Consider the following 17,908-nt stretch of genomic DNA (forward strand, 5'->3'; position numbering starts at 1 on the left):
ACTGGTCACCCGCGCGCGACACGCCGGGCGACTCGCCGCTGTTCTGGCTTTCGATGGCCGTACCTCCACGTGCCGGCCCATCGCTGGGCACCCCCGGTGGAACACTCTAGACCCGGTGGGGGCCGCCCCACCGGCGACATTCTCCTGCTCGCTGAGCCTAGGCCGCCGACGGCATCGACCGCAGCCCGGGACGTATGCGAGGGTGTTTCGCATTCATCGTCGGACAGTTAGCGTGCACACGTGGCCATCGAAAGCGACAAACTGCGCGAGCGCCTGGACCGGGCGACCGCCCATCTCGACCCCCCGTACGCCGTGGTGGATCTCACCGCCTACGACGCGAACGCGGCGGCCCTTGCCGACCGCGCCGCCGGCAAGCCGATCCGGCTGGCCAGCAAGTCGGTGCGCAGCCGGGACCTGATCGGCCGGGCGCTCAGCCGGCCCGGTTGGCAGGGGGTCATGGCGTTCACCCTCCCCGAGGCGATCTGGCTGGTCCGGGCCGGTCTGAGCGACGACGTGCTGGTGGCGTACCCGAGCGCCGACCGGGCGGCCCTCACCGAGCTGGCCGCCGACCCGACACTCGCCGCCGCGATCACCCTCATGATCGACGGCACCGGCCAGCTCGACTTCGTCGACGCCGTCCGCGCCCCGGGGCAACGCGCCGAGCTGCGGCTCTGCCTCGACCTGGACGCCTCCTGGCGACCACTGCGTGGCGTGCACGTCGGCGTCCGCCGCTCGCCGGTGCACAGCGCCCGGGCGGCCGGCGCGCTCGCCGCCACCGTCGCCGGCCGCGCCGGCTTCCGGCTGGTCGGGCTCATGTCGTACGAGGCGCAGATCGCCGGCCTGGGCGACGCGCCGCCGGGGCGGACGCTGCTGGCGGGCGCGATCAGGCTGGCTCAGCGCGGCTCCTACCGCGAGTTGCTGGCCCGCCGTGGCGCCGCGGTGGCGGCGGTACGGGAACACGCCGACCTGGAGTTCGTCAACGGCGGCGGCACCGGCAGCGTGGCCGCGACCAGCGCCGATCCCGCGGTCACCGAGGTCACCGCGGGATCGGGCCTGTACGGGCCGACGCTGTTCGACGCGTACCGCGCCTGGCGACCCACCCCGGCGGCGTTCTTCGCCTGCGCGGTGGTCCGCCGACCGACGCCGGAGTTGGCGACCGTGCTCGGCGGCGGTTGGATCGCCTCCGGCCAGGCGGCCGACAGCCGGCTGCCCCGACCGTGGCTGCCGGCCGGCCTGAAGCTCGTCGGCACCGAGGGCGCCGGCGAGGTGCAGACCCCTCTCGCCGGCGCGGCGGCGGCCACCCTGCAGGTCGGCGACCGGGTGTGGTTCCGGCACGCCAAGGCAGGTGAGCTGTGCGAACGGGTCAACGAGCTGCACCTCGTCGAGGGGGACGCGGTCGTGGCGACCGTGCCCACCTACCGGGGCGAGGGCCACGCGTTCCTCTAGGTGTTCGCGCCGCCAGGTCAGGCGGACTGGGCGGCCTCGGCGCGCTGCTCGCTCTCGCATCCGTCGACCTGGCGGTGCAGGTACTCCCGGATCAGCGCCTTCGCCTCGAGCAGGACCCGCTCGTCGCCGTCGGACTTGCGCCGGAACGCGAGCTTGATCAGCGCGTCGGCGGCCTCCACGGCGATCTCCAGGACGAAGCGCAGCTTCGGCACGTCGGTCAGACCGAAGCGCTCGGTGAGCACCCGCGCCAACTGGTCGGCGATGACGCCGTTGTTGTCACGCTGCTCGTCGAGCAGGTGCAGGTCGACCACGTCGCCGAAGTGCAGGGTACGGAAGCCGGGGACGGTGCGGTGCATCGTGATGTACTCGTCGATTCCCGCGTCGACGCCGTCCCACCAGTGGGTCATCTCGTCGGAGGCGAAGCGCTCGTCGAGCCGCTGCAGGTAGGACTCCATCGTGCGCAGGGTCAACGCCTGCACGATCGCCCGCTTGTCCGGGAAGAACTGGTAGACCGACCCGATCGCCACTTCGGCGCGCTCCGCGAGCAGGGTCGTGGTCAGCCCCTCGTACCCCACCTCGTCGACGAGCTCGGCGCAGGCGTCCAACATGCGCTGAACCCGCGCGACACTTCGACCCTGCACCGGTACGCGGCGCAGCGGCCCGGTCGTGGCGGCTGGTGTGGACACTCGGCGCCACCCCCCTTCGACGGATGAACATATCTCCACGTCACGAGTCCGTGACTACCGGTACAACGAGCGGACCGCAATTGCGGTATTTACCAGGGACAACGTTCCTGATATGAAGTCAGTTCATATTCATGAATGAGGAGCGCGCATGGTCGGCACCGCACCGCTCACCGCCGGATGGTCCAACTGGGCCGGCAACCAGCGTGGCAGCGCCACCGCGATCCTGCGCCCCGGCTCGCCGGACGAGGTGGCAGAAGCCGTCCGGGACGCCGCCGCCGCCGGAGGCCGGATCCGCGTCGCGGGCAGCGGCCACTCGTTCACCGCCGTCGCCCTCGCCGACGACCGGCGGATGGAGTTGTCCGAGCTGGAGACCGGTGTCAGCGTGGACGTGGCGCGCCGACTGGTCACCGTACCGGCGGGAATGCCTCTGCACGCGCTCAACGGACTGCTCGCCCGGCACGGCCTCGCGCTGCCCAACCTGGGCGACATCGACGCGCAGACCATCGCCGGCGCCATCTCCACCGGCACCCACGGTACCGGCGCCGGCTACGGCTGCCTCTCCACCTTCGTCGAGGCCCTCACCCTGGTCACCGGCACGGGCGAGGTGCTGCGCTGCTCCGCGGACGAGCACCCCGACGTCTTCGCCGCCGCCCGGGTCTCGCTCGGCGCGCTCGGCGTCCTGGTCGAGGTGACCCTGCGCTGCGTGGACGCCTTCGTCCTGCACGCCCACGAACGCCCCGCCGCCCTCGACGACGTGCTCGGCGACCTGCCCGCGCTGATCGGCCGGCACGACCACGTCGAGTTCTACTGGTTCCCCTACACGTCCCGGGTCCAGGTGAAGGCCAACGACCGGGTACCCGTCAACGACCGGCCGCTGTCCCGCTGGCGCGGCTGGCTGGACGACGACTTCCTGTCCAACCGGGTCTTCGCCGGGGCCTGCCGCCTCGGCCGGGCCGTGCCCGCCCTGGCACCCGGCATCAGCGCCGTCTCCGCCCGCGCGCTCACCGAACGGCGGTACACCGGACGCTCCGACCGGGTGTTCTGCACCCCGCGCCGGGTCCGCTTCGTCGAGATGGAGTACGGCCTCCCCCGCGCGGCGCTACCGGAGGCGCTCACCGCGCTGCGACGGATCGTGGACGGACTCCCGTTCAAGATCCTCTTCCCGGTTGAGGTGCGCTTCACCGCCGCCGACAACATCTGGCTGTCCCACGGCTACGACCGGGACAACGCGTACGTCGCCGTACACCAGTACGTCGGCATGCCGTACGAGCCGTACTTCCAGGCGTTCGAGAAGGTCGCCGCCGCACTCGGCGGTCGCCCGCACTGGGGCAAGCTGCACTACCGCGACGCGGCGTCCCTCGCCGGGGCGTACCCCCGTTTCGCCGACTTCCAGGCCGTCCGCGACCGCCTGGACCCGCACCGCGTCTTCGCCAGCCCGCACCTGACCCACATCCTGGGCGCGTGAGGGCGGCGTCCGCCCGTCAGAGGTCCAGGACGACCCGGCCCCGGGCGCCGCGCTCGACCAACTCGTGGGCCTCGGCGATCTGTGCCAGCGGCAACCGGGCGGCGATCGGATAGCGCAGATCACCGGCGACGAGCGCGGCCGTCAGGTCGGTCGCGGCGGCCTCGTTCGCCGACTCGGGGAAGTCGTCGTTGCTGAGGAACCGGACCGTGATGTTCTGAAAGCCCAGCGGCCAGTACGGGATGGCGGGTTCGGCGGCCACGGTCGCGTAGGTCGCGATGACGCCACCGACGCGGAGGATCTCCAGGTTGGTCGCCAGGTTGGCGTCGAAGGCGAGTTCGGCCACCCGGTCGACAGGTTCCCCGCCGGTGCGGTCGAGGATCCGGGCGGCGACGTCGCCGCCGGCGGTGTCGACCGCGTGGTGCGCGCCCGCGATCAGCGCCTGTTCAACCTGGTCGGGCGTTCGAACCGTCGCGATCACGGTGGCGTCGCCCCGGCGGGCCACCGCCAGCGCGGCCCGTCCGACCGCGCCGAGGGCACCGGTGACGAGGACCCGCTGCCCACGCACGGGACCGTCGGCGAAGATCGCCCGATGGGCCGTGATGCCCGGGATACCGAGCCCGGCCGCCTGCTCGTCCGGCACGTCGGCGGGCAGCGGCACGGCGTGCCGGGCCGGCACCACCGTGTACTCGGCCGCGGTGCCGAACGGGCGGTACGACTGGGCGAGATACACCCAGACCCGCTCACCGACCCGTGCCGGATCGACACCCGGCCCGACGGCGTCGATCACCCCGGCGCCGTCACCGTGTGGGACCACCCGGGGGAACGACATGGCGGACCCCCACCAGCCCTGCCGTTTGCCCAGGTCACCCACGTGGATTCCGGAGACCGACACCCGGACCCGGACCTCGCCGGCACCCGGCGAGGGATCGGGCAACTCGCCGACCTGCAGAACCTCGCGGGCCGGGCCCTGCCGGTCGTACCAGGCTGCGCGCATCACGCACCCACCGGATCGGTCGTGGTGCCCTCCTCGGAGCTGACCACCTCGTCGATCAGGGCGAAGAACGCCTGGATGCCGGGCCGGTTCCCGCCCCGACGCCGGGACTCGGCGAAGTCTTCGGGCGAGGCCCAGAAGACGATGTCCAGCCACTGTCCGGCATCGAGTCGGATCAGCCGTGCGCCGAGGAAGCCGGCACGGTCGGCCTGGAAGTCGTCAAGCATCGCGGGCCGTGCGGCCAGCAGGGCATCGGCGCGCTCCGCGGCCACGCGGAAGCGGGTGATCTCGACGGTGGTCATCGTCCTCAATCCGTTCGGGTACGGGAAGCCGCGTCCCGGACGCCCAGCATCAGCCTGAGCTGGGTGAGCAGGACGTCGCGGAAGGTCTCGGGTGACGGCGTGGCATGGTGCTGGACGCGCGAGACGATCAGACCGGCCAGAGCCGCGAGCAGGAAGTCCGTCACCGCGTCGGCGTCGTGGGTCAGCGTGAACGCCCCCCGCTCGGCGCCCTCGCGCACCGCGGCCAGGAAGGGCGCCCGGTAACGCGCCAGCACCTTGGCGCTGTGGTCGCGGAGTTCGTCGTCGCGCATCGCGGATCGCCAGAACTCGACCAGGATCCGTCGGGCGCTCTCCGAGTTGTGCAGGCTCCGGTCGGTCAGGGCGACCAGCCGTCGCCACGGGTCGGCCTCGGCGACCGAAACCGCGTCCAGGGCGGCGACCTCCCGGTCGGTGAACACCTGCATGGCCTCGATGATCATGTCCTCCCGCGACCCGAAGTAGGTCTGGAGGGTGCTGATCGCGACGCCGCCGGCCGCCGAGACGTCGGCGAACCGCGTGTTCTCGTATCCGCGCGATGCGAGCACGTCCATCACCGCGTCGAGAACGGCAGCCCGCTTCTCCCCGCCCGCACGCCTCGTCCGACCAACCGGCATGGCAATACGGTACGGCGGTACCGACTCAACGGGTAGGCGGGCGATCTCGGTGTGGTGCAGAGCACCCTGGTTCGAGCCGCACCCTCGGCACCTGAGGGCGGCAGCCGCTCAGCCGCCCGACGCCACCACCTGGTCCGGGCCGGCACCCAGGGCCCGGACGTAGCCGAGCACCCGCTGGTACGCCTCCCGGTAGTCGCCCCGCCGGCCTGGTGAGGTGCCCGGGTCGGCAAGCGCTGCGGTCAGGTCGACCAGCCGCAGGGCCGGCGCCAGGTCGGTCCAGGTGGGCAGTGCCTCCATCCGGGTCACCGTCCAGCGTCCCGGAGCGGTCTCGGTGAAGGTGGCCCGGGCCATCACACCCTCACGGTTGTCGTCGATCGGCGTCTCGTGCCGGGCCAGTTCGTTGCCCATGCCGAAGACCACCCACTTGTCGCCGAAGCGCTGGAACGGCTGCACCACGTGGGCGTGATGGCCCAGGATGAGGTCCACGTCGGGCGAGGAGATCAACTGCTTCGCCCACGCCCGCTGGTCGGCGTCCGGCAGGTGCTGGTACTCCGTACCCCAGTGCAGGCTGAGCACGACGATGTCGGCACCGGCGACCCGGGCCTTGTGGGCGGCGGCGAGGATCTCGGACGGCTTGATCAGGTTGGCCAGCCACGGCTTGCCCGAGGGGCGGCTCAGCCCGTTGAAGTTCAGGCTGTACGCCAGGTGGGCGACGCGGACGTCGCCGACCTGGTAGATCCGGGGCCGGGCCGCTTCGGCGGCGCTGCGGGCACTCCCGGTGTGCCCCAGCCCGGCGGCGTCGAGTGCGCGGAGTGTCCGGGCCACCCCGTCGGCACCCTGGTCGAGGGTGTGGTTGGAGGCGGTTGAGCAGCCGTCGAACCCGGTGGTGCGCAGCGCGTCGAGCACCTGCGGGGGCGCGTTGAACGACGGATAGCCGGCGAACGGGCCGGCGGGATCGGCCAGTGGCGTCTCGAGGTGGCACAGCGCCAGGTCGGCGCCGCGGACCGCCGGGGCGACCCCGGCGAACATCGGGCCGAAGTCCATGCCGCCGGCACGGGCACCGTCCCGGCGCGCCTGCTCGGTCACCGCGGGATGGATCAGAACGTCACCCGCGGCGACGAGTCGCACGGTCCGCGGGTTGGCGGGATCGCGGTTCGGCCCGGCGGACGACCCGGGGGCGACGGCCTGCGGGGAAGCGCGCGACACGGTGGCGCCGGCTGGCGAGGGACTGCCCGCGTCCACCGCCCGGATGCCGACCGCGGACACGGCGAGCAGCAACGCACCGGCGGCAGCACCGACGAGCATGCGGCGGCGCGGGACAGGGACTGCGAACATTCCCTCACATTAGGCAGTCCACGCCAGAACCCCGACCCCAAATTTGGACATTTAACCCATTTGGGGCGGCGTGCTCACCGTCACTCCTCGGCAGGGCTGGCGGTGGCCTTCTTCGGGGCCGCCTTCTTCGCCGGGGTCGCCTTCCTGGCCGCCGTCGCCTTGGCGGTGGTGGTCTTCTTCGCGGCGGTGGACTTGCTGGCGGCGGCCGTCTTCTTGGTGGCCGTCGTCTTCTTCGCCGGAGCCTTCTTCGCCGGAGCTTTCTTCGCTGCGGCCTTCTTGCGCGGGGCCGGACCCTTGGCCCGCTTGTCGGCCAGCATCTCGGACGCTTCCTCGATGGTGAGCGCCTCCGGGGTCTGGCCGCGCCGCAGGGACGCGTTGACCTCGCCGTCGGTGACGTACGGGCCGAACCGCCCGTCCTTGATCACCAGCGGCTTCTCGGTCAACGGGTCGACGCCCATCTCGCGCAGCGGCGGCGCGGCGGCCCGCCGGCCCCGGGTCTTCGGGGCGGCCAGCAGGGCCAACGCCTCGTCCAGGGTGACCGTGAACATCTGCTCTTCGGACTCGAGCGAGCGGAACTCCTCGCCCTGCTTCACGTACGGGCCGTAGCGACCGTTGTTGGCGAACACCTCGACGCCGTCGGGCGCGACGCCCACCGACCGGGGCAGGCTCAGCAGCCGCAGCGCCTCGTCGAGGGAGAGCGAGTCCGGCGTCTGCGAGCGCAGTAGCGAGGACTTGCGCTCCCCGCTGGAGACGTACGGGCCGAAACGGCCGGACTTGAGCACGATCGGCTCGCCGGTGGCCGGGTCGTCGCCGAGCTTGCGCTCGCCGCTACCGCCGAGGAACAGCTCGTGCACCTTCTCCGGGGTCAGCTCGTCCGGGGCCAGGCCCTCGGGGATCGGCGCCCGGTCACCCTGGGAGCCGGCCTCCTCGCCCTCGGCCGGAGCGGCCGGCGTCTCGCCGGGAACCGCCCGCTGGAGGTACGGCCCGTACCGGCCGACCCGGACGACGACCTCCCGGCCGTCCTCGTCGGTGAAGAGCGGGATCGAGTTCACGCTGCGCGCGTCGATCTCGCTCAGGTTCTCGGTGACGAGCTTCTTGAGCCCACCCGAGCGGGCGATGTCCTGGTCACCGGCGCCGTTGGAGCTGCCGAAGTAGAACGCGGTGAGGAAGTCGACCGCGGCGTGGTCACCGCCCGCGATCTCGTCCAGCTCGTTCTCCATGCTGGCGGTGAAGTCGTAGTCGATGAGGCGTGGGTAGTGCCGCTCCATCAGGCCGATCACCGCGAAGGCCAGGAACGTGGGGATCATCGCCTGGCCGCGCTTGGTGACGTACCCCCGGTCCTGGATCGTCTGCATGATCGACGCGTAGGTGGACGGGCGACCGATGCCCAGCTCCTCCAGGGCCTTGACCAGCGACGCTTCCGTGTAGCGCGACGGCGGCTGGGTGTGGTGGCCCTGCGCGGCCAGCTCGTCGGCGGTCAGCGGCTGGTCCTTGACCAGGGTCGGCAGCCGGCGCTCGGCGTCCTCGGCCTCGGCGTTCTCGTCGTCGCTGGACTCGACGTACGCACGCAGGAAACCCGGGTCGGTGATGGTCTTACCGGTCGCACCGAAGTCGGCCTCCTCCTGGGAGGTGGAGACCGCGCGGATGCGCACCGAGACGCTGGAACCGACGGCGTCGGTCATCTGCGAGGCGATGGTGCGCCGCCAGATCAGCTCGTAGAGCTTGAACTCCTCGGCGGACAGCTCCTTGGCCACCTCGCCCGGGGTACGGAAGTTGTCCCCCGCCGGGCGGATCGCCTCGTGCGCCTCCTGGGCGTTCTTGACCTTGCCGGTGTAGCGGCGGGGCTCCGGCGGAACGCTGCGCTCGCCGTACAGCTCGACGATCTGCCGGCGGGCCGCCGAGATGGCGGTCTCCGACAGGTTCACCGAGTCGGTACGCATATAGGTGATGTAGCCGTTCTCGTAGAGGCGCTGCGCGGTGCGCATCGTCTGCTGCGAGGACAGGCGCAGCTTGCGAGCCGCCTCCTGCTGGAGCGTCGAGGTGATGAACGGCGCGTACGGGCGGCGGCGGTAGGGCTTCTCCTCGACCCGGGTGACCGTGAACGGCCGCCCGTCGAGCCGGGCGGCCAGACCCCGGGCACCGCTCTCGTCGAGGTGGACGACGCCCGCGCCGGCCCGGACCTTGCCCGTGGTGGGCTCGAAGTCCTTACCGGTGGCGATCCGGTCGCCGTTGAGCGCGATCAGGGTGGCGTTGAAGGTACGCGGCCCCTCCCCGGCGTTCGCCACGGCGAGGGTGGCCAGGATGTCCCAGTACTCGGCGGTGCGGAACGCCATCCGCTGCCGCTCCCGCTCCACCACGATGCGGGTCGCCACGGACTGCACCCGGCCCGCCGAGAGCTTCGGCATGACCTTCTTCCACAGCACCGGGGAGACCTCGTAGCCGTAGAGGCGGTCGAGGATGCGCCGGGCCTCCTGGGCGTCGACCAGGTCGCGGTCGATCTCCCGGGGGTTGGCCACGGCGGCCTGGATCGCCGGCTTGGTGATCTCGTGGAAGACCATCCGCTTGACCGGGACCTTGGGCTTGAGGGTCTCGACCAGGTGCCAGGCGATGGCCTCGCCCTCGCGGTCCTCATCCGTCGCCAGGAAGATCTCGTCGACCTCCTTGGACAGCTTCACCAGCTTGCTGATCTGCTGCCTGCGGTCGGCCGAGACGACGTAGAGGGCGTGGAAGCCGTTGTCCACGTCCACCCCGAGGCGGGCCCAGGACTCGCCCTTGTACTTGGCCGGCACGTCGGCGGCGTTGCGCGGCAGGTCGCGGACGTGACCGAAGCTGGCCTCCACGACGTACCCCGGGCCGAGGTAGCCCGAGATCGTCTTGGCCTTCGCCGGTGACTCGACGATGACCAGACGGGTGGTTCCAGCGTTGCTCGGCACGTCTCTCCCCGACCTCACTCCTGCTCGTGGCCGGCCGGCGCCTTACGACAGCGACCGCTCTCGACCCCGCCGTGGCACCGGCGGTCCGGATGTCCAACGTAACGCGCCGTCCGCGTTTCGGGTTTCGCGGGCGGCAATCCGCTGCGGCGCGGCGGTCGAATCCCGCCCGCCGTGCTCGACACTGCCGGACGGCGCCACCGTACACCGTGGGTAGGCCTCGGAGCGGGTCACTGTGACGATGGCAGGCCCTCAACCAGCCCGTCCAACCCCAGTTGTCCAACACCAGACACCTCACCCCCGCCCCTCCCCCGCCCCTCCCACGCCCCACCCCCACCCCCCGCCCCTCCCGCTCACGTCGATCATGGGGTTGTGGTGGGCGTTTAGACCCCGAAGGAGAGGTACGTCCACCACCACAACTCCATGATCGACGCCGGTGAGCGGGGGCGGGGGCGGCGGGGGCGGTTAGGGCCAGGCGTCGGGCGGGGCTGCCGCGGGCGGGGCGCCGACCAGTTCGGCGAGCCGCGCCAACCGGCGTCGGCCGGTGATCCGGTACGCCGGGCCACCCTCGTCGGGGCCGAGCAGCGTGCCGGCCAGGCCGGCGGCGGCGAGAGCCGCGCCGATCGCCTCCCAGCACCGCTGGTCACCCGCGCCGAGGCGCAGCAGGAAGCCGCCGGGCGGCTCCGGCGTCCCGGCGGCGGCGAGCCACAGCCGCAGCCGCCGGCCGGTCAGGTGGAAGGCCGCCGGAGGACGCTTCGCCGGGCCGTCCAGCCAGGCGACCGCGAGCGGCTTCAACAACCGGGTGTACGACGTCCGCACGGCGTGCCGCTGGTCCTCGGTCGGCTCCCAGCTCGCGGCCAGCCCGCGCAGCGCCAGTTCGGCGACGAGCACGTGCACCCGCCAGGCGGCGTCCACCCGCACCGCGAGTCGGGCGGTGCCGCCCATCCGGACGACCTCCCCCGGGCCGGCGAGCAGCCCGGCCAGATCGGCGACCGCCGGTTCGGCGGCCTCCGCGCCGAAGAAGACGAGTTGCCGTCCCGCGTCGTCGGCCCGGGGTGGCCCGGAAAGGGCCGACTCGGAGCGGTCGGAACCGCCGCGCCGCCGGCTCGGACCCGCAGGCGCCGGGTCGGCCCGCGACGGGTCGGGCTCGGGTACGGGGAACAGCGCCGGCAGCGACTGCGCGGCCGGCGTGTCACCGAGCCCGTTCAGCGACACTCGGGCACCTCGTCGAAGGCCTGTTTCAGCTCCTCGGAGTTGAGCTTGCTGGTGTCCAGCGCGCTGGCGTCGTACTCCTTGTTCAGGGTGTCGACGGCGGCCCGCACGCCGTCGTAGAAGGCGGCGGGCTCGCCGGTGCCCAACCCCTCGATGGTGTCCCGGGCGCGGCCGTAGGCGTCCCGCATCTTCTCCAGCGACCCCCGGAAGCCGGCGGAGATGGCCTCGCCGTTGTCGGTCTCCGGGACGCCGGCCTGCTCGACCTTGCGGCGCGCGGTCTCGCTGGCCTGTTCCGCGCCGCCGAAGAGCCGCACCAGGTTCTCCTTGGCCTGCGCCGGAGTGGTCTGCGCCGTCATCTGCTGATCGGTGCTGCTGGTCAACTTGCTGATCTCGGAGCGCCACGGCGTGAGTGCGCCGCAGACCGAGGCCGCCCAGGCCCGTGGGCTGGGCCCACCGCAGCCGGTGAGGACGACGACGAGCGTGGCCAGGACCACCGTGAGCTTTCCGACGGCAGACGTCCGGCACGTACGCATGCGTTGCAGCGTACGACCTTCGGCCAGGTGTGGCACCGGTCCGGATGGCCGGGGTCCCCGCCCGACGGGTGCGTCGAGCGGGGACCCCGGTGCCGCCGGTGTCAGGCGTTGACGATCTCCGGACGGTGGTCGGCGCTGCCCGCGCCGGTGTCGGAGTCGTCCATCGCGATGCCCTTGCGCTTGCTGAAGACCACCGACGCCACGATGATCAGCGTCGCGACCAGCGCGATACCAACCCGCAGGCCGACGTTGCGGTCGTCACCGACGCTGTAGGCCACCACGGCGGGGGCGATCAGCAGCGAGACCAGGTTCATCACCTTGATCAGCGGGTTGATGGCCGGGCCGGCGGTGTCCTTGAACGGGTCGCCGACGGTGTCGCCGATGACCGTGGCGGCGTGCGACTCGGAGCCCTTGCCGCCGTACGCGCCGTCCTCGACCAGCTTCTTGGCGTTGTCCCAGGCCCCACCGGAGTTGGACAGGAACACCGCCATCAGCGTGCCGGCTCCGATCGCGCCGGCCAGGTAGGAGGCGAGCGCCCCCGGGCCGAGGCCGAAGCCGACCGCGATCGGCGCCAGGATGGCGAGCAGGCCGGGGGTCATCAGCTCGCGCTGCGCGTCCCGGGTGCAGATGTCGACGACCTTGCCGTACTCCGGACGCTGGGTGCGGTCCATGATGCCGGGCAGCTCACGGAACTGCCGGCGGACCTCCATGACGACCGCGCCGGCCGAGCGGGACACCGCGTTGATCGCCAGCCCGGAGAAGAGGAAGACGACCGCCGCACCGATGATCAGTCCGACCAGGTTGCGCGGGTTGGCCACGTTCAGCGAGTTGAGGATCTCGGTGCCGACGTCGCCCACGCCGGCGTCCGCGTACGCGGTCCGCAGGGTGTCCGTGTACGAGCCGAACAGCGCGGTCGCGGCGAGGACCGCGGTGGCGATCGCGATGCCCTTGGTGATGGCCTTGGTGGTGTTGCCGACCGCGTCCAGCTCGGTGAGGATGCGCGCGCCGTGCTCGTCGATGTCGCCGGACATCTCCGCCACGCCCTGGGCGTTGTCGGAGATCGGGCCGAAGGTGTCCATGGCGACGATGACGCCGACGGTGGTGAGCAGGCCGGTGCCGGCCAGCGCCACCGCGAACAGCGACAGCGTGATGGAGCTGCCGCCGAGCAGGAACGCCCCGAAGACGCCGGCGCCGATCAGCAGCGCCGAGTAGACCGCCGACTCCAGGCCGACGCTGATGCCGGCGAGGATGACGGTGGCCGCGCCGGTCTGCGAGCTCTTGCCGATGTCCTGCACGGGCCGCTTGTTGGTCTCGGTGAAGTAGCCGGTCAGCGCCTGGATCGCGGCGGCGAGCACGATGCCGATCACCACCGCGCCGATGGCTACCAGTCGCGGGTTGCGGTCGACGTCGGTGAGGCCACCTTCCAGGTCGGCGAAGGTCGCCGGCAGGTACGCGTACGCGGCGATCGCCACCAGCACCGCGGAGATCACGGCGGAGATGTAGAAGGCCCGGTTGATCGCGGTGAGACCGTTGCGGTCGGAGGCGCGCAGCCGGGTGATGAAGACGCCGACGATGGCGACCAGCACGCCGATGGTGGAGATGATCAGCGGGAAGACCAGACCGTCCTCGCCGAAGGCGGCCCGCCCGAGGATCAGCGCGGCCACCAGCGTCACCGCGTACGACTCGAACAGGTCGGCGGCCATGCCGGCGCAGTCACCGACGTTGTCGCCCACGTTGTCGGCGATGGTGGCGGCGTTACGCGGGTCGTCCTCGGGGATGCCCTGCTCGACCTTGCCGACCAGGTCGGCGCCGACGTCGGCGGCCTTGGTGAAGATGCCGCCGCCGACCCGCATGAACATCGCCAGCAGGGCGGCGCCGAAGCCGAAGCCCTCCAGCACCGTGGGCGCGTCACCCCGGTAGACCAGGACGACCAGCGCGGCGCCGAAGAGGCCGAGGCCGACGGTGAGGAAGCCGACCACGCCGCCGGTCCGGAAGGCGATCTTCATGGCGGCTTCGCGGCCACCCTGGCGCTCCCGGGCGGCGGCGGCCACGCGCAGGTTCGCGCGGGTCGCCAGCCACATGCCGGCGCCACCGATGGACGCGCTGAACACGGCGCCCACCACGAAGAAGAGCGAGCGGCCGAGCTTCACGGCCATCTCGCTGCCGTCGGTGTCGTGCACCGGCAGCAGGAAGAGCAGCACCACGGCGACGACGACGAAGATCGCCAAGGTGCGGAACTGGCGGAGCAGGTAGGCCGAGGCGCCCTCCTGGACCGCCCCCGAGATCTCCTGCATGTTGGTGGTGCCCTTGCCGGCGGCCAGCACGGTCTTCGTCAAAGCGGCGGCGAAGACGAGCGCCACCAGCGCGATGACCGCGGCGATGACGACGTACGTGACATTGCCTCCGGTAAGGGAAAGCCCGCCGCCGTCGGCGGCCAAGGTCTCGGACATCTGTGTCCTCCTGTTACCGAACACTCGCGTCGACGGGTGGAGACGCACCGGTCGACGCCTGGATGCGGACTCGCAAGCGCGCGCCAACCCACCCCAGCGGACCAGCGATGACCACCCATACCCGCTGGCTGCGGGTTGGATCACTTGCTGACAACCCGGGTACTGTAGCCCTCCACAGTGTTCGAGGTCACACCGAGGTGGCACCGTGTCTCGATGATCTTCGTCGCTGTGTTATGAAACGAAATCTGATATAGGGCCCGATCCATGACGACAAGGCCGCCTCCCCGTCGGGGACACGGCCTTGTGCGCAGTCGTTCCGAAGTCAGCGCCCGACGGGCCACACCATTCGCACCTCGGTGCCGATGCCCTCGTCGACCGGGCGCACCTGCAGGTCCTCCACGAAGCCCGCGAGCAGAGCGAACCCGACACCCGTGGTCAACGCCTCGTCGGTCAGCGACTCGTCGGCCAACTCGTCCGGCGGCAGCGCCGCCAGCCCGATGCTGGCCTCGATCGGCGCCCGGTCCACGACCCGCACCGCGTACGTGCCGCCGTCGGACATCTCCACCAGCACCGGATCGGCCAGGCCGTACTGACGGTGCAGCGCGACCGCCCGGGTGCACGCCTCACCGATGGCCAGGCGCACCTCGTCCAGCAGGTCCTCGCGGACACCGGCCCGTCGGGCGACGGCCACGCCGACCAGTCGGGCGGTACGCACGTGCACCGGGGCCGGAGAGAAGGAGAGCCGGACCGTCGCCATCACGCGTTGGCGCCGCTCGGGCCCGCGCCGGCCGCCGCCTCGACCGTGGCGTGCAGCGGGAACACCTGGTCCAGCGCCGTGATCCGGAAGATCTTGAGCAGCGGCTCCTTGTCACAGACCAGGGCGAACGAGCCGCCGGCCGTGCGCAGCCGCTTGTGCGCGCCCACCAGCACGCCCAGCCCGGTCGAGTCGAGGAAGTCGACCCGCCCGAGGTCCACGATCACGTGCCGGGCGCCGCCGTCGATCAGCTCGAGGAGACGTTCGCGGAGCCGGGGCGCGGTGTAGACGTCCACCTCACCGCCGACCTCAAGCACCGTGTGCTCGCCCACGGTGCGCGTCGCCAGCGACAGCTCCATCGGTCCTCCTCGCCAGAGCCGTAAACTCTCCTGGGCATCTAACCACTACCGCCGGGACACCCTGCGGTCACCGGCGGCGGCTTTCCCTTACCCCGGGGCCCGGCTTTTCATCTCCGAACACCAGTGCGAGAGTGCAGGACGTGACTTCCTCCCCGCCGGTCGACCTGCTGCGCCGGCTGCGCGCACGGGGCGCGGGCGACCCGGTCACCCACGTCGAGCGGGTGCCCGCCCGCGTCGGGGTGCCGGCGCCGTGGCCGGCGTGGGCGCCGCCGGAGCTTCGGGCGGCGTTCGACCGTCGCGGCGTGGTCGCGCCCTGGCAGCACCAGGCCGAGGCGGCCACCCTGGCGTACGAGGGCGGCCACGTGATCGTCGCCACCGGAACCGCGTCCGGCAAGTCCCTGGCGTACCAGCTCCCGGCGCTCGCCACGCTGCTCGCCGACCCCCGGGCCACCGTGCTCTACCTGGCGCCGACCAAGGCCCTCGCCGCCGACCAGCTGCGGGCCGTCGTCGGCCTGGAGCTGGAGGGGGTACGCCCCGCCACCTACGACGGGGACACGCCGCGCGCGGAACGGGAGTGGATCCGCCGACACTCCCGCTTCGTGCTGACCAATCCGGACATGCTGCACCACGGCGTCCTGCCCGGCCACGCCCAGTGGTCGGGGTTCCTGCGCCGACTGGCGTACGTGGTGATCGACGAGTGCCACACCTACCGGGGTGTGTTCGGCTCGCACGTGGCGCACGTGCTGCGCCGGTTGCGCCGGCAGTGCGCGCGCTTCGGGGCCAGCCCGGTGTTCGTCCTCGCCTCGGCCACCTCCGGCGACCCGGCGACCGCCGCCGCGCGACTCACCGGACTGCCGGTGACCGCGGTCACCGAGGACACCTCGCCGCGCGGCGGGGTGACCTTCGCGCTCTGGGAACCGCCACTGCTGCCACCGGACTCGGGCTCCTCCTCCCCGGTCCCCCCGCAGGCGACGGGCGACCACGACGACCTTCGTCAGGTCCGCCGGTCGGCGCTGCGCGAGACCGCGGACCTCCTCGCCGACACGGTCGCCGAGGGGGTACGCACCCTCGCGTTCGTCCGTTCCCGCAAAGGCGCCGAGGTGGTGGCGGCCAACGCGCGGCGGGCGCTCGACGACGCCGTGCCCGGGCTCGGCGACCGGGTGGCGGCCTACCGGGGCGGCTACCTGCGCGAGGAGCGTCGCGAGCTGGAACGCGCGCTGCTGCACGGTGACCTGCTCGGCCTGGCCTCCACCAACGCGCTGGAGCTGGGCGTGGACCTGGTGGGGCTGGACGCGGTGTTGATCTGCGGCTATCCGGGCACCCGGGCGTCGCTGTGGCAGCAGGCGGGCCGCGCCGGGCGTTCCGGCCAGGAGGCCCTCGCGGTGCTGGTGGCCCGGGACGACCCACTGGACACCTACCTGGTGCACCACCCGGAGGCGATCTTCGGTGCGCCGGTGGAGGCGACGGTGCTCGACCCGGCCAACCCGTACGTGCTTGCCCCGCAGCTGGCCTGCGCCGCCGCCGAGGCGCCACTGACGCCGGCCGACCTGGCGCTCTTCGGCGACGGAGCGAAGGAGGCGGTGGACGAGCTGGTGGCAGCCGGGGCGCTGCGACAGCGGCCCACCGGCTGGTACTGGCGACACCGCGAGCGCCCCGAGGTGGACCTGCGCGGCGAGGGCGGCGCACCGGTCGTCGTGGTGGAGTCGTCGACCGGCCGGCTGCTCGGCACCGTCGACGGCGGCTCGTCCCACTTCCTGCTCCACCCCGGCGCGGTCTACCTACACCAGGGCGTCTCGTACGTGGTCGACGAGCTGGACCTCGCCGACGGCTGCGCGTTGGTGCACGTCGAGGAGCCGGACTGGTCCACCCACGCCCGGGACGTCACCGACCTGTCCGTGGTGTCGGTGCGCTCCTACGTCGACGCCGGGCCGGTCGGGATGTTCCTCGGCGAGGTGGACGTCACCAGCCAGGTGGTGTCGTACCAGCGGCGCAGGATCGCCACCGGCGAGGTGATCGACACCCGACCGCTGGACCTGCCCGCCCGGGAGCTGCGGACGGTGGCGGTGTGGTTCACGCTGTCCGAGCGGTCGCTGACGTCCGCCGGGGTGCAGCCGGCCGACGTGCCGGGCGCGCTGCACGCCGCCGAACACGCCGCGATCGGCCTGCTTCCGCTGATGGCGACGTGCGACAGGTGGGACATCGGCGGCCTCTCCACCGCCCTGCACCCGGACACCGAGGCGCCGACGGTCTTCGTCTACGACGGGCACCCGGGCGGCGCGGGCTTCGCGGAGCGCGCCTACGGGACGGCGTCGGCGTGGTTGCGGGCCACCCGCGACGCGATCGCGGAGTGCGGCTGCGAGACCGGCTGCCCGTCCTGCGTGCAGTCGCCGAAGTGCGGCAACGGCAACAACCCTCTCTCGAAGCCGGACGCGATCCGGGTCCTCGACGTGGTGCTGGGCAATCTGCCCTCCTGAGCCACCTTGCATGAATCCCGGTGGCACTGGGCACAATGGTGTGGGAGCGCTTCCATCGATGCTTGTGTTGTATTTCGCCCCCGCGCCCGAGGAGAAGTTGTGGCCGACACGATCGCTGAGACCGTCGACCTGCTCTACACCATCGACCAGGAACACCTCACCCTCGACCAGCAGATCACGCTCGGGGCCGCGCTGGCCGCGTTGGCTCAGGCCGAACGGCTGGAGCAGATCAACGAGCGACTGCGCGGCATCCACCAGGTGCTCAACACCTGGTCGTTGCGGTCGACGGTGGACGGTCGCTGAATTCGCGCGTGACCGGTCCGGCCGGGCGGACCGGTC

15 protein-coding genes are annotated in these 17,908 nt (G+C 72.1%); 4 read left to right on the forward strand and 11 right to left on the reverse strand.

Annotated features, from left to right (window positions below):
- Positions 1–240: 240 nt before the first annotated feature.
- On the forward strand, positions 241–1,446 hold the full coding sequence (locus ACIBTX_RS02645; RefSeq protein WP_357172017.1) for an amino acid deaminase/aldolase: 1,206 nt from the start codon (positions 241–243) through the stop codon (positions 1,444–1,446).
- A gap of 17 nt (positions 1,447–1,463) precedes the next feature.
- Here ACIBTX_RS02645 and ACIBTX_RS02650 read toward each other — a convergent pair whose 3' ends face one another.
- Positions 1,464–2,054 (reverse strand): TetR/AcrR family transcriptional regulator, encoded by a 591-nt coding sequence (locus ACIBTX_RS02650; RefSeq protein WP_357124646.1) that lies wholly within the window; start codon positions 2,052–2,054, stop codon positions 1,464–1,466.
- Positions 2,055–2,280: 226 nt separating this feature from the next.
- Here ACIBTX_RS02650 and ACIBTX_RS02655 point away from each other — a divergent pair, with 226 nt between their 5' ends.
- Complete coding sequence (locus ACIBTX_RS02655; RefSeq protein WP_357123694.1) at positions 2,281–3,597, forward strand: D-arabinono-1,4-lactone oxidase; 1,317 nt, start codon at positions 2,281–2,283, stop codon at positions 3,595–3,597.
- 16 nt (positions 3,598–3,613) lie between these two features.
- On the opposite strand, the gene ACIBTX_RS02660 is transcribed toward ACIBTX_RS02655, so the two are convergent.
- The 10 genes from ACIBTX_RS02660 to ACIBTX_RS02705 all read right to left on the reverse strand — a co-directional run bounded on the left by ACIBTX_RS02660 (position 3,614) and on the right by ACIBTX_RS02705 (position 15,095).
- Entirely contained in the window at positions 3,614–4,591 is a 978-nt protein-coding gene (locus ACIBTX_RS02660) for an NADPH:quinone reductase (protein WP_357392635.1), read from the reverse strand.
- The gene (locus ACIBTX_RS02665; protein WP_357123685.1) at positions 4,591–4,890 is read right to left on the reverse strand and encodes an antibiotic biosynthesis monooxygenase; all 300 of its coding nucleotides are present in this window, start codon (positions 4,888–4,890) and stop codon (positions 4,591–4,593) included. The genes ACIBTX_RS02660 and ACIBTX_RS02665 overlap by 1 nt, the downstream gene beginning before the upstream one ends.
- A gap of 5 nt (positions 4,891–4,895) precedes the next feature.
- The gene (locus ACIBTX_RS02670; protein WP_357123682.1) at positions 4,896–5,522 is read right to left on the reverse strand and encodes a TetR/AcrR family transcriptional regulator; all 627 of its coding nucleotides are present in this window, start codon (positions 5,520–5,522) and stop codon (positions 4,896–4,898) included.
- Positions 5,523–5,630: 108 nt separating this feature from the next.
- Complete coding sequence (locus ACIBTX_RS02675) at positions 5,631–6,857, reverse strand: CapA family protein (RefSeq protein WP_357392634.1); 1,227 nt, start codon at positions 6,855–6,857, stop codon at positions 5,631–5,633.
- A gap of 80 nt (positions 6,858–6,937) precedes the next feature.
- Positions 6,938–9,790: a type I DNA topoisomerase gene (topA, locus tag ACIBTX_RS02680; protein ID WP_357123676.1), complete on the reverse strand. Its 2,853-nt coding sequence runs from the start codon at positions 9,788–9,790 to the stop codon at positions 6,938–6,940.
- Positions 9,791–10,252: 462 nt separating this feature from the next.
- The gene (locus tag ACIBTX_RS02685; protein WP_357392633.1) at positions 10,253–11,002 is read right to left on the reverse strand and encodes a hypothetical protein; all 750 of its coding nucleotides are present in this window, start codon (positions 11,000–11,002) and stop codon (positions 10,253–10,255) included.
- Positions 10,993–11,532 carry a hypothetical protein gene (locus ACIBTX_RS02690; protein WP_357123670.1) on the reverse strand — a complete coding sequence of 180 codons (540 nt, stop codon included), beginning with the start codon at positions 11,530–11,532 and terminating at the stop codon, positions 10,993–10,995. The genes ACIBTX_RS02685 and ACIBTX_RS02690 overlap by 10 nt, the downstream gene beginning before the upstream one ends.
- A 101-nt stretch (positions 11,533–11,633) precedes the next feature.
- Positions 11,634–13,982 (reverse strand): sodium-translocating pyrophosphatase, encoded by a 2,349-nt coding sequence (locus tag ACIBTX_RS02695; RefSeq protein WP_357123667.1) that lies wholly within the window; start codon positions 13,980–13,982, stop codon positions 11,634–11,636.
- A 322-nt stretch (positions 13,983–14,304) separates the two neighbouring features.
- Positions 14,305–14,742, reverse strand: a complete 438-nt coding sequence (locus tag ACIBTX_RS02700) for an ATP-binding protein (RefSeq protein ID WP_355049271.1) — start codon at positions 14,740–14,742, stop codon at positions 14,305–14,307.
- Positions 14,739–15,095, reverse strand: coding sequence for an STAS domain-containing protein (locus ACIBTX_RS02705; RefSeq protein WP_355049272.1), 357 nt, complete (start codon positions 15,093–15,095; stop codon positions 14,739–14,741). Before ACIBTX_RS02705 ends, ACIBTX_RS02700 begins: the two co-directional genes overlap by 4 nt.
- A gap of 131 nt (positions 15,096–15,226) precedes the next feature.
- On the opposite strand from ACIBTX_RS02705, the gene ACIBTX_RS02710 reads away from it, so the two are divergent.
- Complete coding sequence (locus tag ACIBTX_RS02710; protein ID WP_396831955.1) at positions 15,227–17,569, forward strand: DEAD/DEAH box helicase; 2,343 nt, start codon at positions 15,227–15,229, stop codon at positions 17,567–17,569.
- A gap of 99 nt (positions 17,570–17,668) precedes the next feature.
- Positions 17,669–17,872: a hypothetical protein gene (locus ACIBTX_RS02715; protein WP_396831956.1), complete on the forward strand. Its 204-nt coding sequence runs from the start codon at positions 17,669–17,671 to the stop codon at positions 17,870–17,872.
- The last annotated feature ends 36 nt before the right edge of the window (positions 17,873–17,908 follow it).

This window comes from Micromonospora sp. NPDC049359, from assembly GCF_044466585.1.
Taxonomy (GTDB): domain Bacteria; phylum Actinomycetota; class Actinomycetes; order Mycobacteriales; family Micromonosporaceae; genus Micromonospora.

Excerpts from the sequence above, each read along its gene's own strand:
- ACIBTX_RS02660 (WP_357392635.1), bottom strand. The coding sequence starts at position 4,591 with ATGCGCGCAGCCTGGTACGACCGGCAGGGCCCGGCCCGCGAGGTTCTG.
- ACIBTX_RS02665 (WP_357123685.1), bottom strand. The coding sequence starts at position 4,890 with ATGACCACCGTCGAGATCACCCGCTTCCGCGTGGCCGCGGAGCGCGCC.
- ACIBTX_RS02675 (WP_357392634.1), bottom strand. The coding sequence starts at position 6,857 with ATGTTCGCAGTCCCTGTCCCGCGCCGCCGCATGCTCGTCGGTGCTGCC.
- ACIBTX_RS02670 (WP_357123682.1), bottom strand. The coding sequence starts at position 5,522 with ATGCCGGTTGGTCGGACGAGGCGTGCGGGCGGGGAGAAGCGGGCTGCC.
- ACIBTX_RS02695 (WP_357123667.1), bottom strand. The coding sequence starts at position 13,982 with ATGTCCGAGACCTTGGCCGCCGACGGCGGCGGGCTTTCCCTTACCGGA.
- ACIBTX_RS02705 (WP_355049272.1), bottom strand. The coding sequence starts at position 15,095 with ATGGAGCTGTCGCTGGCGACGCGCACCGTGGGCGAGCACACGGTGCTT.
- ACIBTX_RS02655 (WP_357123694.1), top strand. The coding sequence starts at position 2,281 with ATGGTCGGCACCGCACCGCTCACCGCCGGATGGTCCAACTGGGCCGGC.
- ACIBTX_RS02690 (WP_357123670.1), bottom strand. The coding sequence starts at position 11,532 with ATGCGTACGTGCCGGACGTCTGCCGTCGGAAAGCTCACGGTGGTCCTG.
- ACIBTX_RS02650 (WP_357124646.1), bottom strand. The coding sequence starts at position 2,054 with ATGTTGGACGCCTGCGCCGAGCTCGTCGACGAGGTGGGGTACGAGGGG.